At 73.4% G+C, this 18606-nt stretch carries 15 protein-coding genes; 8 read left to right on the forward strand and 7 right to left on the reverse strand.

The features are described from left to right. Window positions 1-60: 60 nt before the first annotated feature. Window positions 61-2193, reverse strand: coding sequence for a transglycosylase domain-containing protein (locus O7598_RS05465; RefSeq protein ID WP_269690293.1), 2133 nt, complete (start codon window positions 2191-2193; stop codon window positions 61-63). A gap of 123 nt (window positions 2194-2316) precedes the next feature. Between O7598_RS05465 and cobC the strand changes: the two genes are divergently transcribed. The 3 genes from cobC to cobA are packed head-to-tail and all read left to right on the forward strand — an operon-like array spanning window position 2317 to window position 5821. Then, entirely contained in the window at window positions 2317-3390 is a 1074-nt protein-coding gene (gene cobC / locus O7598_RS05470; protein ID WP_269690294.1) for an Rv2231c family pyridoxal phosphate-dependent protein CobC, read from the forward strand. Next, window positions 3390-4589: a nicotinate-nucleotide--dimethylbenzimidazole phosphoribosyltransferase gene (locus O7598_RS05475; protein ID WP_269694757.1), complete on the forward strand. Its 1200-nt coding sequence runs from the start codon at window positions 3390-3392 to the stop codon at window positions 4587-4589. Before cobC ends, O7598_RS05475 begins: the two co-directional genes overlap by 1 nt. Beyond that, window positions 4586-5821 carry a uroporphyrinogen-III C-methyltransferase gene (cobA, locus tag O7598_RS05480; protein ID WP_269690295.1) on the forward strand — a complete coding sequence of 412 codons (1236 nt, stop codon included), beginning with the start codon at window positions 4586-4588 and terminating at the stop codon, window positions 5819-5821. Before O7598_RS05475 ends, cobA begins: the two co-directional genes overlap by 4 nt. A gap of 146 nt (window positions 5822-5967) precedes the next feature. Here the strand turns inward: cobA and otsB are convergent, their stop codons facing one another. After that, a complete protein-coding gene (otsB, locus tag O7598_RS05485; RefSeq protein ID WP_269690296.1) occupies window positions 5968-8568 on the reverse strand; it encodes a trehalose-phosphatase in 2601 nt (866 codons plus the stop codon). Next, window positions 8565-9965 (reverse strand): alpha,alpha-trehalose-phosphate synthase (UDP-forming), encoded by a 1401-nt coding sequence (locus tag O7598_RS05490; protein ID WP_091069502.1) that lies wholly within the window; start codon window positions 9963-9965, stop codon window positions 8565-8567. Before O7598_RS05490 ends, otsB begins: the two co-directional genes overlap by 4 nt. A gap of 326 nt (window positions 9966-10291) precedes the next feature. Here O7598_RS05490 and ettA point away from each other — a divergent pair, with 326 nt between their 5' ends. The 4 genes from ettA (at window position 10292) to O7598_RS05510 (ending at window position 13815) form a co-directional block, all read left to right on the forward strand. Continuing rightward, the gene (ettA, locus tag O7598_RS05495) at window positions 10292-11968 is read left to right on the forward strand and encodes an energy-dependent translational throttle protein EttA (protein ID WP_091069504.1); all 1677 of its coding nucleotides are present in this window, start codon (window positions 10292-10294) and stop codon (window positions 11966-11968) included. Window positions 11969-11981: 13 nt separating this feature from the next. Then, entirely contained in the window at window positions 11982-12425 is a 444-nt protein-coding gene (locus O7598_RS05500; RefSeq protein WP_269690298.1) for an acyl-CoA thioesterase, read from the forward strand. Continuing rightward, complete coding sequence (locus O7598_RS05505) at window positions 12422-13096, forward strand: hypothetical protein (protein ID WP_269690299.1); 675 nt, start codon at window positions 12422-12424, stop codon at window positions 13094-13096. The genes O7598_RS05500 and O7598_RS05505 overlap by 4 nt, the downstream gene beginning before the upstream one ends. 131 nt (window positions 13097-13227) lie before the next feature. Beyond that, window positions 13228-13815 (forward strand): YbjN domain-containing protein, encoded by a 588-nt coding sequence (locus O7598_RS05510; RefSeq protein WP_091069510.1) that lies wholly within the window; start codon window positions 13228-13230, stop codon window positions 13813-13815. Window positions 13816-13830: 15 nt separating this feature from the next. On the opposite strand, the gene O7598_RS05515 is transcribed toward O7598_RS05510, so the two are convergent. The 3 genes from O7598_RS05515 to O7598_RS05525 all read right to left on the reverse strand — a co-directional run bounded on the left by O7598_RS05515 (window position 13831) and on the right by O7598_RS05525 (window position 16899). Continuing rightward, on the reverse strand, window positions 13831-14202 hold the full coding sequence (locus O7598_RS05515; RefSeq protein ID WP_269694758.1) for a globin: 372 nt from the start codon (window positions 14200-14202) through the stop codon (window positions 13831-13833). A gap of 78 nt (window positions 14203-14280) precedes the next feature. Further along, the gene (locus O7598_RS05520) at window positions 14281-15648 is read right to left on the reverse strand and encodes an MFS transporter (protein ID WP_269690300.1); all 1368 of its coding nucleotides are present in this window, start codon (window positions 15646-15648) and stop codon (window positions 14281-14283) included. Window positions 15649-15870: 222 nt separating this feature from the next. Next, window positions 15871-16899 carry a mechanosensitive ion channel family protein gene (locus O7598_RS05525; protein WP_269694759.1) on the reverse strand — a complete coding sequence of 343 codons (1029 nt, stop codon included), beginning with the start codon at window positions 16897-16899 and terminating at the stop codon, window positions 15871-15873. A gap of 310 nt (window positions 16900-17209) precedes the next feature. On the opposite strand from O7598_RS05525, the gene O7598_RS05530 reads away from it, so the two are divergent. Next, a complete protein-coding gene (locus tag O7598_RS05530; RefSeq protein ID WP_091069643.1) occupies window positions 17210-17749 on the forward strand; it encodes an HNH endonuclease in 540 nt (179 codons plus the stop codon). A 13-nt stretch (window positions 17750-17762) separates the two neighbouring features. Here the strand turns inward: O7598_RS05530 and O7598_RS05535 are convergent, their stop codons facing one another. After that, on the reverse strand, window positions 17763-18605 hold the full coding sequence (locus O7598_RS05535) for a class F sortase (RefSeq protein WP_269690301.1): 843 nt from the start codon (window positions 18603-18605) through the stop codon (window positions 17763-17765). Between the last annotated feature and the right edge of the window lies 1 nt (window position 18606).

Consider the following 18606-nt stretch of genomic DNA (forward strand, 5'->3'; position numbering starts at 1 on the left):
GCGGGCGCGAACTCCCTGGTCGACTGACCCGGGCGCACCCCCGGGACGGGCAGGCGGCGGTCAGCCGACGATCTGGTCGGACGGCGGGGTGAACTGGCGGGTGGGTTGACCCTTCAGCGCGTCGCGCAGCGTCTCCGCCACCGCGTTCACCGGGATCTGTGACTGCCCGTCACCCACCGCGTTGAAGGGATTGTCCGGATCGGCGATGAAGCTCGCCGCGGCCAGTTCCGGGGTGTAGCCGACGAACCACGCCGACCGGGTGCTGTCCGTGGTGCCGGTCTTGCCGGCCACCGGTCGGCCGACCGTCTTCCGGACGCTGTCGGCGGTCGACCAGCCGCCGCAGCTCCCCTTGGCGGGCGTGTCGCCGGTCGGGCAGCGGGCGGCATCGGTGGCGGCCCGGGCCGCGTCCGCGTTGACCACCTGCCGGCACCTCGGCTTGGCCACCTCCCGCTGCACCCCGCCCGGGGTGGACCAGGTGGCCGGCGTGCCGTCCCGGTTCATGATCGCGTTGACCGGGATCGCCTCGCAGTAGCGCCCGTCGGCGGCGACGGTCGCGTACGCGTTCGCCATCTCCAGCGGGGTGGCGTCGGAGACGCCCAGCGTGAACGCGCCCCACTTCTTCGCCTTGGCCGGGGAGGCCTGCTCCTTGTCCACGTCGGTGCGCCAGCGCAGCCCCAGCTGCTCGGCCAGGCGCACCCCGGCGTCCGCGCCCACCTTCTCCTCCAGCTGGACGAAGTAGGTGTTCACCGACTTGCCGAAGCCGGACCACATGGTCTGCCGGCCGGTCATCGCGCCGCTGGCGTTGGACGGCGCCCAGCCGTCGTAGACCGCGGACTGGTACCGGTAGGGCGAGTCGTACGCGGTGGACAGCGGCATCCCGGCGTTGAGCGCGGCGAGCATCGGGAACATCTTGAACGTCGATCCGGCCTGGTAGCCGGGGAGTGTCCCGCCGCCGAGCAGCGGCGCCACCGTGTTCGGGTAGTTCGCCTTGACCTTGGGGCCGGCCTCCGGGTTCGAGCTGTTCGGGTTCTCGGCCAGGTCCAGCGAGTAGTTCCGGTTCACCGCCATCGCCTTGATCCGCCCGGTGCCCGGCTCGGAGACGACGATGCCGTTGGCGAACGGGCTGCCGGTGTTGTCCTTGGCGCCGACGTTCTTCTCGGCCGCCGCCTGGGTCTTCGGGTCGAGCGCGAGCACGATCCGGTAGCCGCCGCGGCGCAGCTTGTCCATCCGTTCCAGCCGGTTCTCGCCGAACGCGGACTGCGCGCTCCACCAGTTCTTCAGGTAGTCGCAGTAGAAGCCCCAGCTGCGGTGCGCGCCGTCGATCGCGGCGCAGTCGTTCGGCGGGTCGGTCAGCTTCAGCTTGATCGGCTGCCCCTTGGCCGCCGCGGCGGCGTCCGGCGACAGGTAACCGAGGCGGGCCATGTTGTCCAGCACGTAGTTGCGCCGGCCGGTGGCGTCCTTCTGGTCCGAGGTGATCGGGTCGTACTCGGAGGGAGACTTCACCAGCCCGGCCAGGGTGGCCGCCTCGACCGGGCTGAGCGTCGCCGGGGTCTTGGAGAAGAAGATCTGCGACGCGGCGTAGATCCCGTACGCCCGGTGGCCGAAGTAGGCCGAGTTGAGGTAGCGCTCGAGGATCTGCTCCTTGGTCAGGTGCTTCTCGATGTCGAGCGCCATGCGCATCTCCTTGACCTTGCGCAGGCTGGTCTGCTGGGTGGCCTCCTGGACCTCCTTGGGCGTGCTCGCGCTGTCCCGCAGGGCCATCCGCACGTACTGCATGGTGAGCGTGGAGGCGCCCTGGGAGACGCCGCCGGAGCGGGCGTTGGAGACGAACGCCCGCGCCACGCCCTTCGGGTCGACGCCGTGGTGCTGGTAGAAGCGGTTGTCCTCGGCGGCGACGATCGCCTGCTGGATGTTCGGCGACATGTTCTCGATCTTGGTGTACTGCCGGTACTCCTCGTAGAACATGGTCAGCACGGTCTTGCCGTCCGGCGCGTAGACGTACGAGGTCTCGGCCGGCAGCGCGGTCTTGAGGATGTTCGTCTTCTGCTGCACGGCGTGCGCGGTGGCCTTCGCGCCGACGCCGGTGACGGCGGCCATCGGATAGAGGGCGGCGGCGACGACGATGCCGGCGATCAGCCCGGCGCGGAGAAGGGGCACGGCACGACCGGCGGAGGCAAGGGGTCGATTGCTCACGTGGTCAAGCTATGACATTTCCGATTCGGAAATGAGAAGAATTCATAAACGGGCGGGGGTCGTGACGCGCCCCACGCCGGGATGCGCTGTCCCGGACGGCGGCTTCCCGGCAGGATCGCGGTCATGCCCGCCGCACCGACCGCCGCCGCGCCCGAACCCGACCTGGGCCACCATGGGGACGCCGAGGCCACACCCGGACTGGTCGACCTGGCGGTCAACGTGCGGCGCGCCGCGATGCCCGACTGGCTGGCCGACCCGATCACCGCCGCGCTGGGCGACCTGGCCGCGTACCCGGACCCGACGCCGGCCCGCGCCGCCGTCGGTCACCGGCACGGGCGACCCCCGGACGAGGTACTCCTCACGGCCGGCGCCGCCGAGGGCTTCGTGCTGATCGCCCGCGCGTTGCGCGACGCCCGCCACCCGGTGGTGGTGCACCCGCAGTTCACCGAGCCGGAGGCCGCCCTGCGCGCCGCCGGGCACCGGGTGGACCGGGTGCTGCTCGACCCGGCCGACGGGTTCCGGCTCGACCCGGCCCGCGTCCCCGCCGACGCCGACCTGGTCATGATCGGCAATCCCACCAACCCGACCTCGGCGCTGCACCCCGCGGACGCCGTCGCCACACTGGCCCGCCCGGGTCGGGTGCTGGTGGTCGACGAGGCGTTCGCGGACACCACGATCGCCCCCGGCGTCGACGGCGAGCCCGAGTCGCTCGCCCACCGCCGTGACCTGCCCGGCCTCCTGGTGGTCCGCAGTCTCACCAAGACCTGGGGGCTGGCCGGGCTGCGGATCGGCTACCTGCTCGGCGACGCCGGGCTGCTGGCCCGCCTCGCCGCCGCCCAGCCGCTCTGGGCCGTCTCCACCCCGGCGCTCGCCGCGGCCACCGCCTGCGCCGCGCCGCTCGCCGTCGCGGCCGAGCGCGCGATCGCCGCCGACCTCGCCGCCGACCGCGACCACCTGGTGACCCGCCTGTCCGGCCTGCCCGGCGTACGCGTCGCGGGAGCGCCGGCCAGCGCCTTCGTCCTGATCCACCGACCCGGCGCGGCCGAGCTGCGACAGCGGCTGCGGGAGCGGGGCTGGGCGGTGCGCCGGGGCGACACGTTCCCCGGGCTCGGCCCGGACTGGCTCCGGATCGCGGTGCGCGATCCGGCCACCACCGACGCGTTCGTCGAGACGCTCGCAGGGATCCTGGAGGCATGATGCTGGAGTCCACCGTCGCGGCGATCCGGCCGCTGGACGAGGCCGCGATGGCGGCGGCCCGCGAACTCCAGGGCCGGCTGACCAAGCCCGCCGGCTCGCTCGGCGCCCTGGAGCCACTCTCGGTACGCCTGGCCGGGCTGGCCGGGACCTGCCCGCCGCCGCTGCCCGACGAGGCCGCGGTGGCGATCTTCGCGGGCGACCACGGCGTCCACGCCCAGGGCGTCAGCCCGTGGCCGCAGGAGGTCACCGCCCAGATGATCGGCAACTTCCTGGCCGGCGGCGCGGTGGTCAACGCGTTCGCCCGGCAGGCCGGCGCCTCGGTCACCGTGGTGGACGTCGGCGTCGCCACCCCGCTCGCGGCCACCCCGCCCGCCGCGGCGGCGCGCGCCGCCGACCCGACCGACCCGGCCGGGCTCTCCGCCGACCCGGCCGACCCGACGGGGCTCTCCGCCGACCCGGTCGACCCGTCGGCCCGCCCCGCGGACATCGTCGCGACGCCCGCCGACCCGGACGGACCGCGTCTGGTGGCGGCGAACGTGCGGCTCGGCACCCGGGACATGACGGTCACCGCCGCGCTCACCCGGGACGAGGCTCGGGCGGCGGTGGAGACCGGCATCCGGGTCGCCGCCGAACTGATCGACGCCGGCGCCGGCATCCTGCTCACCGGCGACATGGGCATCGGCAATACCACCCCGGCGGCCGCCCTCGTCGCCGCGTTCACCGGTGTGGACGCGGCGGCGGCGACCGGCCGGGGCACGGGCGTGGACGACGGGACGTACGCCCGCAAGGTGGAGGTGGTCCGGGCCGCGCTGGAGCGGCACGCGCCCGACCCGGCGGACCCGCTGGGCGTGCTCGCCGCGGTTGGCGGGCTGGAGCACGCCGCGCTGGCCGGGCTGATCCTCGGCGCCGCCGCGCGCCGGGTGCCGGTGCTGCTCGACGGCGTGATCGCGGTCAGCGCCGCGCTGGCCGCCGCCGCGTTCGCACCGGACGCGGTGGGCGCCATGGTCGCCGGGCACCGCAGCGCCGAGCCGGGCGCCACCGCGGCGCTGCGGCACCTCGGGCTGGACCCGCTGATCGACCTGGGGCTGCGGCTCGGCGAGGGCACCGGGGCGTTGCTCGCCCTGCCGGTCGTCACCGGCGCGGTCCGGGTGCTGCACGAGGTGGCCACGTTCGACTCGGCCGGGGTGGCCGAGAAGTGAGCGAGCCGAGCCCGTACCCCCTGGGGTTGCGGCTGGCCGGGCGGCGCGTGGTCGTGGTGGGCGGGGGAGCGGTGGCCACCCGACGGGTGCCGGCGCTGCTGGACGCCGGCGCGGACGTGCTGCTGGTGTCGCCGGAGCTGACCCCGGCGCTGCGCGCGCACGCCGACGCCGGGCGGCTGCGGTGGGAGCCGCACCGGTTCGTCGCCGGTGACCTGGAGGGCGCCTGGCTGGTCCAGGTGGCGGTGGACGACCGGCTCGCCGCCGCGGCGGTCAGCGCCGCCGCGGCCGAGCGGCGGATCTTCTGCGTGCGCGCCGACGACCGCGCGGCCGCCAGCGCGTGGACGCCCGCGGTCACCCGGCACGGCCCGGTGACGGTGGCGGTCCTCGGCGGCGGCGACCCGCGCCGCGCGATGGCCGTCCGCGACGCCGTCCGCACCCTCCTGAGTGCAAGGAGGGGCCCCCTGTTAACGGATTCGGTAGAGGAGGGCGCCCCGCTTAACACCTCCGGCGGGCGCGTCGCGCTGGTGGGCGCCGGGCCGGGTGACCCGGAGCTGATCACCGTGAAGGGCTGGCGGCTGCTCACCGAGGCCGAGGTGGTGGTGGCCGACCGGCTCGTCCCCGGGCTGCTCCTGGACGAGCTGCGCCCGGACGTCGAGCTGGTCGACGCGTCGAAGATCCCCTACGGACCGTCGCGCGCCCAGGAGGAGATCAACCGGATCCTGGTGGAACGCGCCCTGGCCGGCCGGGTCGTGGTGCGGCTCAAGGGCGGCGACCCGTACGTCTTCGGGCGGGGTGGTGAGGAACTGCTGGCCTGCGCCGAGGCGGGGGTGCCGGTGACCGTGGTGCCGGGGGTGACCAGCGCGATCGCGGTGCCCGGGGTGGCCGGGGTGCCGGTGACGCACCGGTCGGTGGCGCACGAGTTCACGGTGGTCTCCGGGCACGTCGCGCCGGACGCGCCGGCCTCGCTGGTGCGCTGGGAGTCGCTCGCCGGGCTGCGCGGCACGCTGGTGATCCTGATGGGCCTGAAGAACCTGGCCGCGATCGCCGCCACGCTGATCGCGCACGGCAAGCCGCCGCACACCCCCGCCGCGGTGATCCAGGAGGGCACCACCGCAGCCCAGCGCACCCTGCGCGCCACGCTCGCCACGGTCGCCGCCGACGTGGAGGCCGCCGCGCTCCGCCCCCCGGCCGTCGTGGTCGTCGGCGACGTGGTCGACGCCCTGACCCCCTGACGCCATCGATCTTGCAGTTGGTGCCCGCACCATGCCCTGATCCGCCCCATTCGTCGGGGCAGCAAGTGCAAGATCGGCGGAGCGGGGGTGGGTGGGACGCGGAGCGGCCCGGGACCGGACGGTCCCGGGCCGCGTTCCGGGTCGGGTTACTGCTTGAGCATGTTGTCCAGGAGCAGGGCGCAGCGGATCAGGCCGAGGTGGCTGTACGCCTGGGGGTGGTTGCCCAGGCCCCGCTCGGCCAGCGGGTCGTACTGCTCCGGGAGCAGGCCGGTGGGGCCGGCCGTGTCGACCATCTGGGTGAACAGCTCCTCCGCGTCGGTGCGGCGGCCGGTGCGCAGGTACGCCTCGATCAGCCACGCCGTGCAGATGTGGAAGCCACCCTCCCGACCGGGCAGGCCGTCGTCCCAGTGGTAGCGGTAGACCACCGGGCCGCTGCGCAGGTCCGCCTCGATCTTGAGCACGGTGGAGAGGAAACGCGGATCGTCGCCGGGGAGCAGCCCGGACAGGCCGATCCAGAGCGACGAGGCGTCCATCTCGTCGTGCCCGTACGCGACGCTGTAGGCCTCGGCCTCCGGGTGCCAGCCGTACTCCAGCACGTTGGCGCCGATCCGGTCGCGCAGGTCGACCCACTCCGGCCGGTCCTCGCCGCCGTGCTGGCGCACCACGTGCAGCGCCCGGTCGACAGTCATCCAGAGCATGACCTTGGAGAAGACGTGGTGCCGGGGTGGGAGGCGGGCCTCCCAGATGCCGTGGTCGGGCTCGTGCCAGCGGCGGCGTACCGCCTCGACCATGTTCTCCAGCACCCGCCACTCGTCGTCGCGGACCGAGCCCCGGGCGTCGGCCACCGCGGCGATCAGGTCGGCCACCGGGCCGAAGACGTCGAGCTGGAGCTGGTGGTTGGCGAGGTTGCCGACCCGGACCGGCCGGGACCCGGCGTAGCCGGGCAGCGTGTCGATGACCGCCTCGGCGCCCAGCTCGAAACCGTCGACGGTGTAGAGCGGGTGCAGCCGCTCCGGGTGCCCGCCGGTGCGTTCCACCACGCCGTCGATCCAGCGCAGCAGCCCTTCGGCCTCCTCGGTGGAGCCGAGGTCGACGAGCGACCGCGCGGTCATCGCCGCGTCCCGCAGCCAGCAGTAGCGGTAGTCCCAGTTGCGGACCCCGCCCAGTTCCTCGGGCAGCGACGTGGTGGCCGCGGCGAGGATCGAGCCGGTCGGCTCGTGGGCGAGCCCGCGCAGGGTCAGCGCGCTGCGGGCGACCAGGTCCCGGGCGGTGGTGGGCAGCCGCAGCGAGGCCACCCAGTCCTTCCAGGGCTGCTCGGCGGCGGCCTGCCGCTCGTGCACCGGCACCCGGTGCGGCTCCAGGCTCTGGGTGCCGAAGCGCAGTTCCAGCACCACCTGCCCGCCGAGGGCGGACAGGTCCACCACGGCCTTCGCGGTCTCGTACCCGGCGTCGTTGGTGACCTCCCACTCGACGCCGGGGGAGTGCAGCGCGACCGGCTCGTTGGAGCCGAGCACGAGCAACCCGTCGTCGAGCGGCTGGAGCTGCACCGCCACCTGGCCGAACTCCGGTCGTGGCGCGAACTCGACGCGGGCCCGCCCGGTGCCGCTGAGCACCCGGACCAGGGTCGAGTCGCCGCTGACCACGGCCGGGTCGTCCGGCGTGGTCTGCCGGACGGGCAGGTCCAGCCAGTCGGTGACGGTCAGGCCGGACCAGCGGGTCTCCACCGTCATGGTGTTGCTGCGGTAGCGCTGGCCGAGCGGGATGCCGCCGCGCTCCGGGCCGATGGTGAAGTGCCCGGCCGGGCTGCCGCCGACCAGGTCGGCGAAGATCGCCGCCGAGTCCGGCTTCGGGTGGCACAGCCAGGTGATCTTGGCTTCCGGGGTGACCAGCGCGACCGTACGGCCGTTGGCGAGCATCGAGTGCCGCTCGATCGGCACCGCCCGCTCGCCGAAGAGCCAGTGCCGCCGGGTCTCCAGCAGCAGGCCCAGCGCACGGGCCGCCTCGATCGGCTCGGCCACCCGGTAGTCGGCCTGGGTCTCGCCGGGGCCGATCTTGATGCCGACGTCCGGCCCCTGGAGGTTGCCGAACGCGTTCTCGTCGGTGACGTCGTCGCCGATGAAGAGCACCGCGCCGGCGGCGAGCTGGGTGCGGAGCTGGTCGACCGCGGTGCCCTTGTGGGTTGCCACCACCGACAGCTCGATGACCTCCTTGCCCTGGGTGACGGTGACGTCGTCCCAGGTGGCGGGCCCGTTGCGGACCGCCTCCACGGCCGCGGCGGCGACCTGCGGGTCGACCCCGCGGGTGTGCACGGCCACGCTGGCCGGCTTGCGTTCCAGTCGGACCCCGGGGTGCGCGGCGGCGATGTCCCGCAGCTCCTGGCGGAGCCGGTGCCGGACCGCGATCAGCTCCGGGCTGAGCCGTTCGACGAAGCCGATGTCGAACTCCGAGCCGTGGCTGCCGACCAGGTGCACCTCGCTCGGCAGCCGGGAGAGCGTGGCCAGGTCGCGCAGCGCGCGGCCGGAGACCACCGCGACGCTCGTCTGCGGCAGCGAGGCCAGCGCGCGGATCGCGGCCACCGACTCGGGCAGCGGTACGGCCTTGGTCGGGTCCTCGACGATCGGCGCCAGTGTGCCGTCGTAGTCGCAGGCGACGAGGAGCTGGGGGATCCGGGCGATGCGGCCGATCGCGGCGCGCAGTTCCGGGTCGAGCACGCCACCGGAGGAGGTGGCGGCGGCGGGCGAGGTCACGCAGCCTCCGTATCGGGGACGCCGAGCTCGCTGAGGAACGACTTGGCCCAGTGGCCCACGTCGTGGCTGCGCAGATGGCGCTGCATGACGCGCATCCGGCGGCGGGCTTCGGGCTTCTCGACGTGCACGGCCCGCAGCAACGCGTCCTTCACCGCGTCCGGGTCGTGCGGATTACACAGGAACGCCTGGCGCAGCTCGGTGGCGGCGCCGGCGAACTCACTGAGCACGAGCGCGCCGCCCTGGTCGGCGCGCGATGCGACGTACTCCTTGGCCACCAGATTCATTCCGTCTCGCAGCGGGGTCACCATCATCACGTCGGCCGCGACGTACATCGCGGCCAGTTCGGAGCGACTGTACGACTGATGCAGATAATGCACCGCCGGCACGCCGACCCGGCCGAATTCACCATTGATCCGGCCAACCTCGCGTTCCACCTTCACCCGAAGTGCCTGGTAGTGCTCCACGCGCTCGCGGCTGGGCGTGGCGACCTGCACCATAACCGCGTCTGGAACTGTCAACTTTCCGTCAGCGAGGAGTTCTCGGAAGGCCTTGAGCCGGAGTTCGATGCCCTTGGTGTAGTCGAGCCGGTCGACGCCCAGGATGATCGTCTTCGGGTTGCCCAGCTCCTCGCGGATCTGCTTGGCCCGGGCCTGGATCGCCGGGTCCTCGGCCAGCCGCTCCATCTCCCGGGTCTCGATCGAGATCGGGAACGCGCCGGCCTTCACCTGCCGGCCGTCGACCTGGATCATCTGCCCCTCGTAGCGCAGGCCGAGCAGGTGCCGGGCCAGCCGGACGAAGTTCTGCGCCGCCAGCCGCTGCTGGAAGCCGACCAGGTCGGCGCCGAGCAGGCCGCGCAGGATCTCGGCGCGGAACGGCATCTGCATGAACAGCTCGATCGGCGGGAACGGGATGTGCAGGAAGAACCCGATCTTGAGGTCGGGGCGCAGCTCACGCAGCATCGCCGGGACGAGCTGGAGCTGGTAGTCCTGCACCCAGACCGTGGCGCCCTCGGCCGCCACGTCCGCCGCGGCCTCCGCGAACCGGGCGTTGACCAGGCGGTACGCCTCGCGCCAGCGCCGCTTGTAGGCGGGTGTCTCCACCGCGTCGTGGTAGAGCGGCCAGATCGTCGCGTTGGACTGGCCCTCGTAGTAGCGCTCCAGCTCCTCGGCGCTCAACGGCACCGGGTGCAGCCGGATCCCCTCCAGGTCGAACGGCTCGGGTGCGGCACCGGTGCCACCGGCCCAGCCGACCCAGGTGCCCTGGTGTTCGGCGAGCACCGGGTGCAGCGCGGTCACCAGGCCGCCCGGGCTGCGTCGCCACTGCCGCCCCTCGGGTGTGCTCACCTCGTCGACCGGCAGTCGGTTGGCCACTACGACAAAGGAGCTGCGGACGGTCACGATCGGCCACCTCCGGGTACTGACGGGTCCACCGCGATGAGCGTACTGAGCGTAGCTGCGGCGTCTGATCCCCCGTGCCGGACTCCTCTACCCGCCCGGAAAGCGCCGAACCCTCCCCGTGATCTTGTCGACACCGGCGGCCCGGTGGGTGCGCGACCCGCCGTACCGGTGCTGGGGTGGGGTGATGTGGGCGCGGCCGCCCGTACCTGTCAGGATTGACGGCGGTGTGCGCGGCCGGCTCCCGGCCCGCGGCGGCGGGCGGAGGTCGAAGCCCGCGCCCCGCACCCGCAAGCCCGCGATCGCAACCGACGGAGGTAGCCCGCACCGTGGCCCAGTTCATCTACGTCCTGGAGAAGGCGCGCAAGGCGCACGGCGACAAGGTCGTGCTCGACAACGTGACGCTGAACTTCCTGCCGGGGGCCAAGATCGGTGTGGTCGGCCCGAACGGCGCCGGTAAGTCCAGCCTCCTCAAGATCATGGCAGGGTGGGACCAGCCGAGCAACGGCGAGGCCCGGCTGATGCCCGGCTTCACCGTCGGCATGCTCGCCCAGGAGCCCCCGCTCAACGACAGCAAGACGGTCCTCGGCAACGTCGAGGAGGCGGTCGCGGAGATCAAGACGAAGCTGGACCGCTTCAACGCCATCGCCGAGCAGATGGCCACCGACTACTCCGACGAGTTGATGGAGGAGATGGGCCGGCTCCAGGAGGAGTTGGACAACGCCGACGCCTGGGACATCGACTCCAAGCTCGAACTGGCCATGGACGCGCTGCGCTGCCCGCCGCCGGACGCCGACGTCACCAAGCTCTCCGGTGGTGAGCGCCGCCGGGTCGCGCTGTGCAAGCTGCTGCTGGAGGCGCCCGACCTGCTGCTGCTCGACGAGCCCACCAACCACCTGGACGCGGAGAGCGTGCAGTGGCTGGAGCAGCACCTGGCCAAGTACGCCGGCACCGTCATCGCCATCACCCACGACCGGTACTTCCTGGACAACGTGGCGAACTGGATCCTGGAGCTGGACCGCGGCCGGGCCTACCCGTACGAGGGCAACTACTCCACCTACCTGGAGAAGAAGGCCGCCCGGCTGGCCGTCGAGGGTCGCCGCGACGCCAAGATGAAGAAGCGCCTCTCCGACGAGCTGGAGTGGGTCCGCTCCAACGCCAAGGCCCGGCAGACCAAGTCCAAGGCCCGCCTCGACCGGTACGACGAGATGGCCGCCGAGGCGGAGAAGACCCGCAAGCTGGACTTCGAGGAGATCCAGATCCCGCCGGGCCCGCGGCTGGGCAGCACCGTCATCGAGGCGCACGACCTGACCAAGGGCTTCGGCGATCGGGTGCTGATCGACGACCTGTCCTTCTCGCTGCCGCGCAACGGCATCGTCGGCATCATCGGCCCGAACGGCGTCGGCAAGACCACGCTGTTCAAGACCATCGTCGGGCTGGAGCAGCCGACCGGCGGCGACGTGAAGGTCGGCCCGACGGTCTCCCTGTCGTACGTCGACCAGAACCGGCAGGGCCTGGACGGCGACAAGACCGTCTGGGAGGTCGTCTCCGACGGGCTGGACCACCTCATGGTGGGCAAGGTCGAGATGCCGTCCCGGGCGTACATCGCCGCGTTCGGCTTCAAGGGGCCGGACCAGCAGAAGCCGACCAAGGTGCTCTCCGGCGGCGAGCGGAACCGGCTCAACCTGGCGCTGACGCTCAAGATCGGCGGCAACGTCATCCTGCTCGACGAGCCGACCAACGACCTGGACGTGGAGACGCTCTCCAGCCTGGAGAACGCGCTGCTGGAGTTCCCCGGCTGCGCCGTGGTCATCTCCCACGACCGGATGTTCCTGGACCGGGTGGCCACGCACATCCTCGCCTGGGAGGGCACCGAGGAGGAGCCGTCGAAGTGGTTCTGGTTCGAGGGCAACTTCGAGGCGTACGAGAAGAACAAGATCGACCGGCTCGGCGCGGAGGCGGCCCGCCCGCACCGGGTGACCTACCGCAAGCTCACCCGTGACTGATCGGTGCTGACCCTTGTCTGACCGGTTCGTCTATCACTGCGCGTTGCGCTGGTCCGACCTGGACGCGTACGGCCACGTCAACAACGCCCGCTTCCTCACCCTCTACGAGGAGGCCCGGGTGGCGATGATGTTCGCCGGCGGCCGGGCGTGGGGGGTGGGCTCGTTCGTCGACGGGGTGGTCATCCGCCGGCACGAGGTCGACTACCTGCGCCCGGTCGACTACGCGCTCGGCCGGGCCAGCGCGGAGGCGGCACCGAGCGTGCGGATCGAGCTCTGGGTGGACGAGATCCGGGCCGCGTCCTTCTCGGTCGCCTACGAGCTGTACGACGGCGACGCGCTGGCCGGCACCGCCCGCTCGGTGCTGGTGCCGTTCGACCTGTCCGTCCAACGGCCGCGCCGGATCTCGGCCGACGAGCGGGCGTTCCTGCTGCGCTACGCCCCGGGGCTGGCCGGGTGACCGGGCCGGCGGTCGGGCACGGGCTGACCGGGGTGACCGACGCCGGGGCCTTCCTCGCCCGGCTGGTCCGGCTGGACCCGGCCGTGCTGGTCCGGCTCCGGCCGGTGCCCGGCGCCGGCCGGACCGCCCTCTGGGCCCACCTGCCCTGGGGGGTGCTCGTGGTGCGCACCGTGCCCGGCGCGGCGCCCGGTGACGTCACGGTCGGCGCGGGGGAGCTGCTGGCCGAACTCTCCGCCGCCGGCGCGGCGTTGCCCCGCCGCCGCGACGACGGCTGGCGCTGGCCGCTGCCGCCGCCGGCCAGCCGGCCGGTCGAGGTGCTCCCCGGCGCGGAGCTGCGCCGGATCGCGGACGCGGCGGCCGGCACGCTGCGCGAGGCGGCCACCCACGGGGTGGGCGGTCGGGCGGTCGGCCAGCGGGTGCTGCGGGACGCGTTGCTGGATCACGTCGCGGTGGTGGTGACCCCGGACGACGCTCCGGCGGCCCCGGTGGAGGTGTCGCAGCGGCTGGTGCAGGGCGTGGTCCGGATGGGCTTCGTCGGCCCGGGCGTCGGCGACGTTCAGGTGCGGGTGGCCGGCCGTTGGGTCGGCCTGGTCGGGCCGTACGGGGCGGCATGGTCGCGGACCGTCGCGGACCTTGCACTCACGCCTACCCGGACTCATCCGAACGGATGACCTGGCATCGTTCTTCCGGGCCGGGGCGGTCGTTGGGGGGGTGCCTCCTGCCGGCTGTCCGGGTACCGTCCATCCTCGGATCCAACGCACCGTAGGCGGCTGGATCCGCTGGGGAGTGAGGTGCGCGAGCGATGCCGTGGTGGTCATGGCGCCCCGGTCCCGCCGGTGGCGGCGATCCGGAGACTCGAAGCGGGACCACAGTGGACGACAGCGTCCGGGTCGGGCCACCGACCCCGCGCCAGCCGGGTGACGACGCGGCGTCCGCGCCCGAGCGGCCGGTCATCGCCGACATGCCGGCCACCGTCGCCCCGGTCACCCTGCGCCGGGTCTGCGACGCGCTCGACCTGCTCGACGTGCGTTACCTGGCCGACGGCGACGGCAACCTGCTGGCCATGTGGGAGCGGCACGCCGTGCTGGTCGCGCTGGAGGGTCCGGAGGACGAGATCCTGGTGATGCGGGCCCGTCCACACGCGACAGTGCCGCCGGACTGGGCCGACCGGGCCTACCGGGTGGTCAACGAGTGGAACCACACCCGGCGGTTCTGCAAGGCCTACATCGGTGATCCGACCGAGCGTGGCCAACTGCCGATCTACGCCGAGCTGCAGGTGCCGCTCGGCGCCGGCGCCCACGACGCGCTCCTGGTCGAGATGCTCGACTGCGGCGCCGCGGTGGCCACCACGTTCGTCGACTGGCTGCACGACGAGGGCGCCCTGCTCTGAGCTCTCGCCGGTCGGTCAGTCCTCCGCGTTCACCATGAAGTACGCGGCCCGCTCCAGGTAGTCCCAGAGCGCGACGGCGAGCTGCGGCGGCAGGTCCAGCGCGTCCACCGCCTGCCGCATGTGACGCAGCCAGGCGTCCCGCTCGGCGGCGCCGATCCGGAACGGGGCGTGGCGCATCCGCAGGCGGGGGTGCCCGCGCTGCTCGGAGTAGGTCCGCGGGCCGCCCCAGTACTGGATCAGGAAGAGGGTCAGCCGGTCCGCCGCCGGGCCCAGATCCTCCTCCGGATACATCGGCCGCAGCAGCGGGTCGTCGGCGACGCCGGCGTAGAACTCGTCCACCAGCTTGCGGAAGGCGGGCTCACCGCCGATCGCCTCGAACAGCGTCATCGACTCGCCTGGGGAAGTCACGTTTCCATCCTGCCAGGTGTCACCCGGCACCCGCGCCCGCCCGCCGGGCGTCGCGCGTCACGTCACCGCGTGCCGGTGCCGGCCGTGCTCCCGCCCCCGGTCACCCGCCCCCGGCCCCCGCTGCGGCGCGTGCGCGTTCCCGAGCGCCGACTCGGCGCGGGCGCTCTCGACGGCCGCCTCGATCGTCGCCGGGCGGGGCCAGGTGATCGCCGCGACCAGCATGAGGACCACCCCGGCCGCGCTCCAGAGGCCGACCACCGTCGGGATGCCGAACCGCTGCGCCAGCGCGCCGGTGGCCAGCACCGAGGCGCCCTGGATGATCTGGGTGCCGCTCGCCATCACCCCGAACGCCCGGGCCCGGTAGCCGTCCGGCAGCGCCTGCACGAAGAGGCCGTTGGCGACCGGGACGAGCCCGCCGACCGCGAAGCCGCACGCGCCGGCCAGCAGGGCCACCACGGCCGGCGGCGGGTTGAGGAGCGAGGGTACGAGCACCGCCGGCGCGAGCACCGCCAGCACCGGCATCAGGGTCAGCCGGCGGGCCGGGCCGGTCAGTCGGGCGATCACCAGGCCGCCGAGGACGTAGCCCACCGGATTGGCGGCCATGATGACCGCCTGGGCGGTGCCGGCGTCCATGCCGCCGCCGGTCCGGTCGGCGGCCCAGCCGGCGGCGAGCCCCTCGGGGACGATCGAGAAGAGCATGGCGCTGAACACCAGCACCGCGATGGCCCGCAGCACCGGCCGCTCGAAGACCATCCGGAAGCCCTGGGCGGTCTCCCGCAGCAGGTGACTGCGGTGCGCCTCGGTCATCGCCGGGGGCCGGTCCCGCAGGCCGAACCGGACCAGCGCCGCCGACAGGGCGAACGTGCCCGCGTTGATCAGCAGGGCGGTGCTCGGGTTCAGCACCGCGATGGCCGCGCCGGCCAGGTAGCCGACGACCTGGGCGGCCTGCGCCGCGCTGGTGGAGACCGTGAGGCCCACCACCAGCCGGTCGCCGCCGAGGATGTGCGGCATCAGCGCGGAGCGCGCCGCCTGGCTCGGCGGGTTGGCCAACGTGGCCACGAAGATCAGGGCGAGGATCGACCAGGGCGGCATGAACGGCATGGCGACGAGCACCATCAGCGCCATCCGGATCAGGTCGCATAGCACCATCACCCGGCGGTAGCGGTGCCGCTCGGCGAGCGCCGAGAGCAGCGGGCCACCGATCAGCCAGGGCAGGTAGCTGGCCGCGAAGGCGGCGGCGGAGAGCGCGACCGACTGGGTCTCGCGCAGCACGAGCACGGTGACCGCGGCCTTGGCGAGGTAGTCGCCGACCCAGGACAGCACGTTCGCCGCGAAGAGCGCCCGGAACTCCGACTGACCGAAGACGTCGCGGAAGGTGGCCGGGCTCTCCTGGGCGGGCCGCTGGTCGGACACCGTCGCCTCCATCGTTCCGGGCCGGCCACTTGTGATGGCCCGACCGGGAACCGTCGTCAGATCAACCGATCGGCGAGGACACGAACACACTCCCCGGTGGAGGGTGTTCACCGGATTCTGCCCGATCGTCTGACAACTGACTAGGGCGAACGGATTGATCGTCGCATCTCCGACTGAACGAACGGACGATACCCGAGGGGCCGCGCGACGCGCGACCCCCGAAATCGTCCGGCCTCAGGTGGCCCCGCCGGTGCCCGTTCCCTCGCCGCGCGGCGGCGACGACGGCTGCGGCGGCAGCCCGGGATAGAGCCGGGCCGCGGCGATCTGCGCGGTGATCCCGGAGTTCTCCAGCGCCTCCGCGAGCCGTCGGCGCAACTCGCGGCCGACCGCGAACTGTCCGTCAGCGGTGGTCTTGACCACGGTACGGATCACCGAGCCGTCGACAGTCACCTGCTCGACGCCGAGCACCTCCGGCTCCTCCACGATCTTCGACGCCAGCTCCGGGTCCAGCGCCACCGACGCCGCCGCGGTCCGCAGCACGGCGGTGGCCTCCTCGGTGCCGGCGAAGCCGATCGGCAGATCCACCACGACCAGCGCCCAGCCCTGGCTCTTGTTGCCGACCCGGACGATCTCGCCGTTGCGGATGTACCAGAGCACGCCCCGGCCGTCGCGCACCGTGGTCACCCGCAGGCCGACCGCCTCCACCACGCCCGTCGCCTCGCCGAGGTCGACGGTGTCACCCACGCCGTACTGGTCCTCGATCAACATGAACAGGCCGGCGATCAGGTCCTTGACCAGGCTCTGCGCGCCGAAGCCGAGCGCCACGCCGGCGATGCCGGCGCTGGCCAGCAGCGGAGCCAGGTCGAAGCTGAACTCCTTGAGCACCATCAGCAGCGCGATGCCGAAGACGAACGCGGTGACGAGACTGCGCAGCACCGACCCGATCGCCTCGGCCCGCTGGCGCCGCCGCTCGGGCACGAACTGCTCCGGTTCGAGCGTGGCGCTGGGGATCCGCTCGCGCAGCGGGCGGAGCATGGTCGGCACCGCGCCCTGCGTGGTGGTCCGCACCAGCCGGTTGATGGTCCGGTGCACCGCCCAGCGGGCGGCCACGGCGATCAGCAGGATCAGGGCCACCCGCAGCGGCTTGAGCAGGACCCAGTAGCTGCTCTCGGCGAACCAGGCGGAGCCGGTGAGCCGGTAGAGGAACTCGCAGGAACTGCTGCCCTGGCAGTCGGGGCGCCGGTCGGAGAGCGCGGACAGCAGCGCGGTGATCAGGTCGGAGACGTTCACCGTGCTTTCGTACCGCACCGGGCGCCGACGGCCCGCACGGACCCGCCCCGGCGGCGACGACCGGGCCGACGATCATCCCGGGCGGAACCGGTCATCCTGGCACGCCGGGGTCAGTCCCGAAGAGGGTACCCCGGATTAGTGCGTGCATTCCGGGGCGCGATCAGGGACTATTGGCCCAACGGACGTCGGTGATCCCGGCCGGCGCCAGGGCCGTGCCGCGCTGCGCGCCGGCGGTCCCGGCACCTGCGGCGGCGGGAGCGGCTGGACCGGGAGGGTGACCGCGATGCCTGACATACGACCCACGGCGGGCTCCGGTGCGCTCGTTCTCAACGCCACCTACGAGCCCCTGTGCGTCGTGTCGGTGCGTCGGGCCGCCATCCTCGTGCTCTCCGCCAAGGCGGTCTGCGTGGCCGACGGCGAGGGCATCCTGCACAGCGCGCGCAACACGCTCCCGATCCCCTCGGTGGTGCGGCTGACCCGCTATGTCCGGGTGCCCTACCGCACCCACGTGGGGCTCTCCCGCCGGGCGATCTTCGCCCGCGACGGATGGCGGTGCGCCTACTGCCGGGGCCCCGCGGAGACCATCGATCACGTCTTCCCGCGCAGCCGGGGCGGCCGGCACGCCTGGGAGAACGTGGTCGCCGCCTGCGCCCGCTGCAACCACACCAAGGGCGACAAGACCCCGGCCGAGCTGGGCTGGCGGCTGCACCACCCGCCGGTGGCGCCGAAGGGCAACGCCTGGCGGGTGCTGGGCCACCGGGCGCCCGACCCACGCTGGGCGGACTGGCTCGACCTGCGCGAGCCCGAGCCCGAGGCGGCCTGACGAGGCCGGTCGCTCAGCGCGCCTTCACCAGCGAGGCGTAGACGACCAGGTTGTCCGCGTAGCCGGTCTCGCCGCCCACCCACCGCCCGCCACAGGTGATCAGCCGCAGGGCGGGGCGACTGAAGTCCCCGTAGACCTCCTGCACCGGCAGTTTCTCCTTGCCGTACCGCTCGATCGAGGTCACCTCGAAGACCGCCACCGAGCGGTCCTGCCGGGTCACCTCGATCCGGTCGCCGTCGTCGAGTTCCCGCAGCCCGTGGAAGACGGCCGGTCCGGTGGTGGTGTCGACGTGCCCGACGAGCACCGCCGGGCCGTACTGGCCGGGGGTGGGGCCCTGGTCGTACCACCCGACCTCGCCGGCTCTGCCCACGTCCGGCACCGCGATGCTGCCGTCGGGTGCGATGCCCACCCGGTGCACCGGCGCCCGCAGGTCGAGCTTGCCGATGGTCAGGTCGGTCGGTGGGCTGGCCGGCAGCACCGGGAACTTCTTCGGCGGCGGGCGCAGGCCGGCGACGATCCGGTCCGGCAGCACGCTCGCCCCGGTCACCCGCTCCACCCCGAGCATGGCCACGATCATCGCCATCAGGGCGGCCACCACCAGCACCGGGACACCGGGACCGCGCCTCGGGGCGTACCGCCGGGTGGTGGCCGTGGTGGGGCGGGCCGCGACCGGGCGGGCCCGCGGGTCCGCGGTGGTGACGCTGGCCGAGAACGCGTGCCCGGCGGCGTGGCCGAACCGGCGCGCGGCCGCCGAGGCCGGCCGCAGCGCGGCCCGGAGCCGTCCGGTCCGGTCCGCCGGCGGTCGGTTCCGCTGGTGCCGCCGGTCGGAGCCCGGTCGGCGCGGTGAGCGGGCCATG

It is taken from the genome of Micromonospora sp. WMMC241, assembly GCF_027460165.1.
In the GTDB taxonomy this organism is placed as follows: Bacteria; Actinomycetota; Actinomycetes; order Mycobacteriales; family Micromonosporaceae; genus Micromonospora; species Micromonospora humi.

Excerpts from the sequence above, each read along its gene's own strand:
- O7598_RS05510 (WP_091069510.1), top strand. The coding sequence starts at position 13,228 with ATGCCGTGGTGGTCATGGCGCCCCGGTCCCGCCGGTGGCGGCGATCCG.
- O7598_RS05515 (WP_269694758.1), bottom strand. The coding sequence starts at position 14,202 with ATGACGCTGTTCGAGGCGATCGGCGGTGAGCCCGCCTTCCGCAAGCTG.
- O7598_RS05475 (WP_269694757.1), top strand. The coding sequence starts at position 3,390 with ATGCTGGAGTCCACCGTCGCGGCGATCCGGCCGCTGGACGAGGCCGCG.
- O7598_RS05520 (WP_269690300.1), bottom strand. The coding sequence starts at position 15,648 with ATGGAGGCGACGGTGTCCGACCAGCGGCCCGCCCAGGAGAGCCCGGCC.
- cobC (WP_269690294.1), top strand. The coding sequence starts at position 2,317 with ATGCCCGCCGCACCGACCGCCGCCGCGCCCGAACCCGACCTGGGCCAC.
- O7598_RS05535 (WP_269690301.1), bottom strand. The coding sequence starts at position 18,605 with ATGGCCCGCTCACCGCGCCGACCGGGCTCCGACCGGCGGCACCAGCGG.
- O7598_RS05530 (WP_091069643.1), top strand. The coding sequence starts at position 17,210 with ATGCCTGACATACGACCCACGGCGGGCTCCGGTGCGCTCGTTCTCAAC.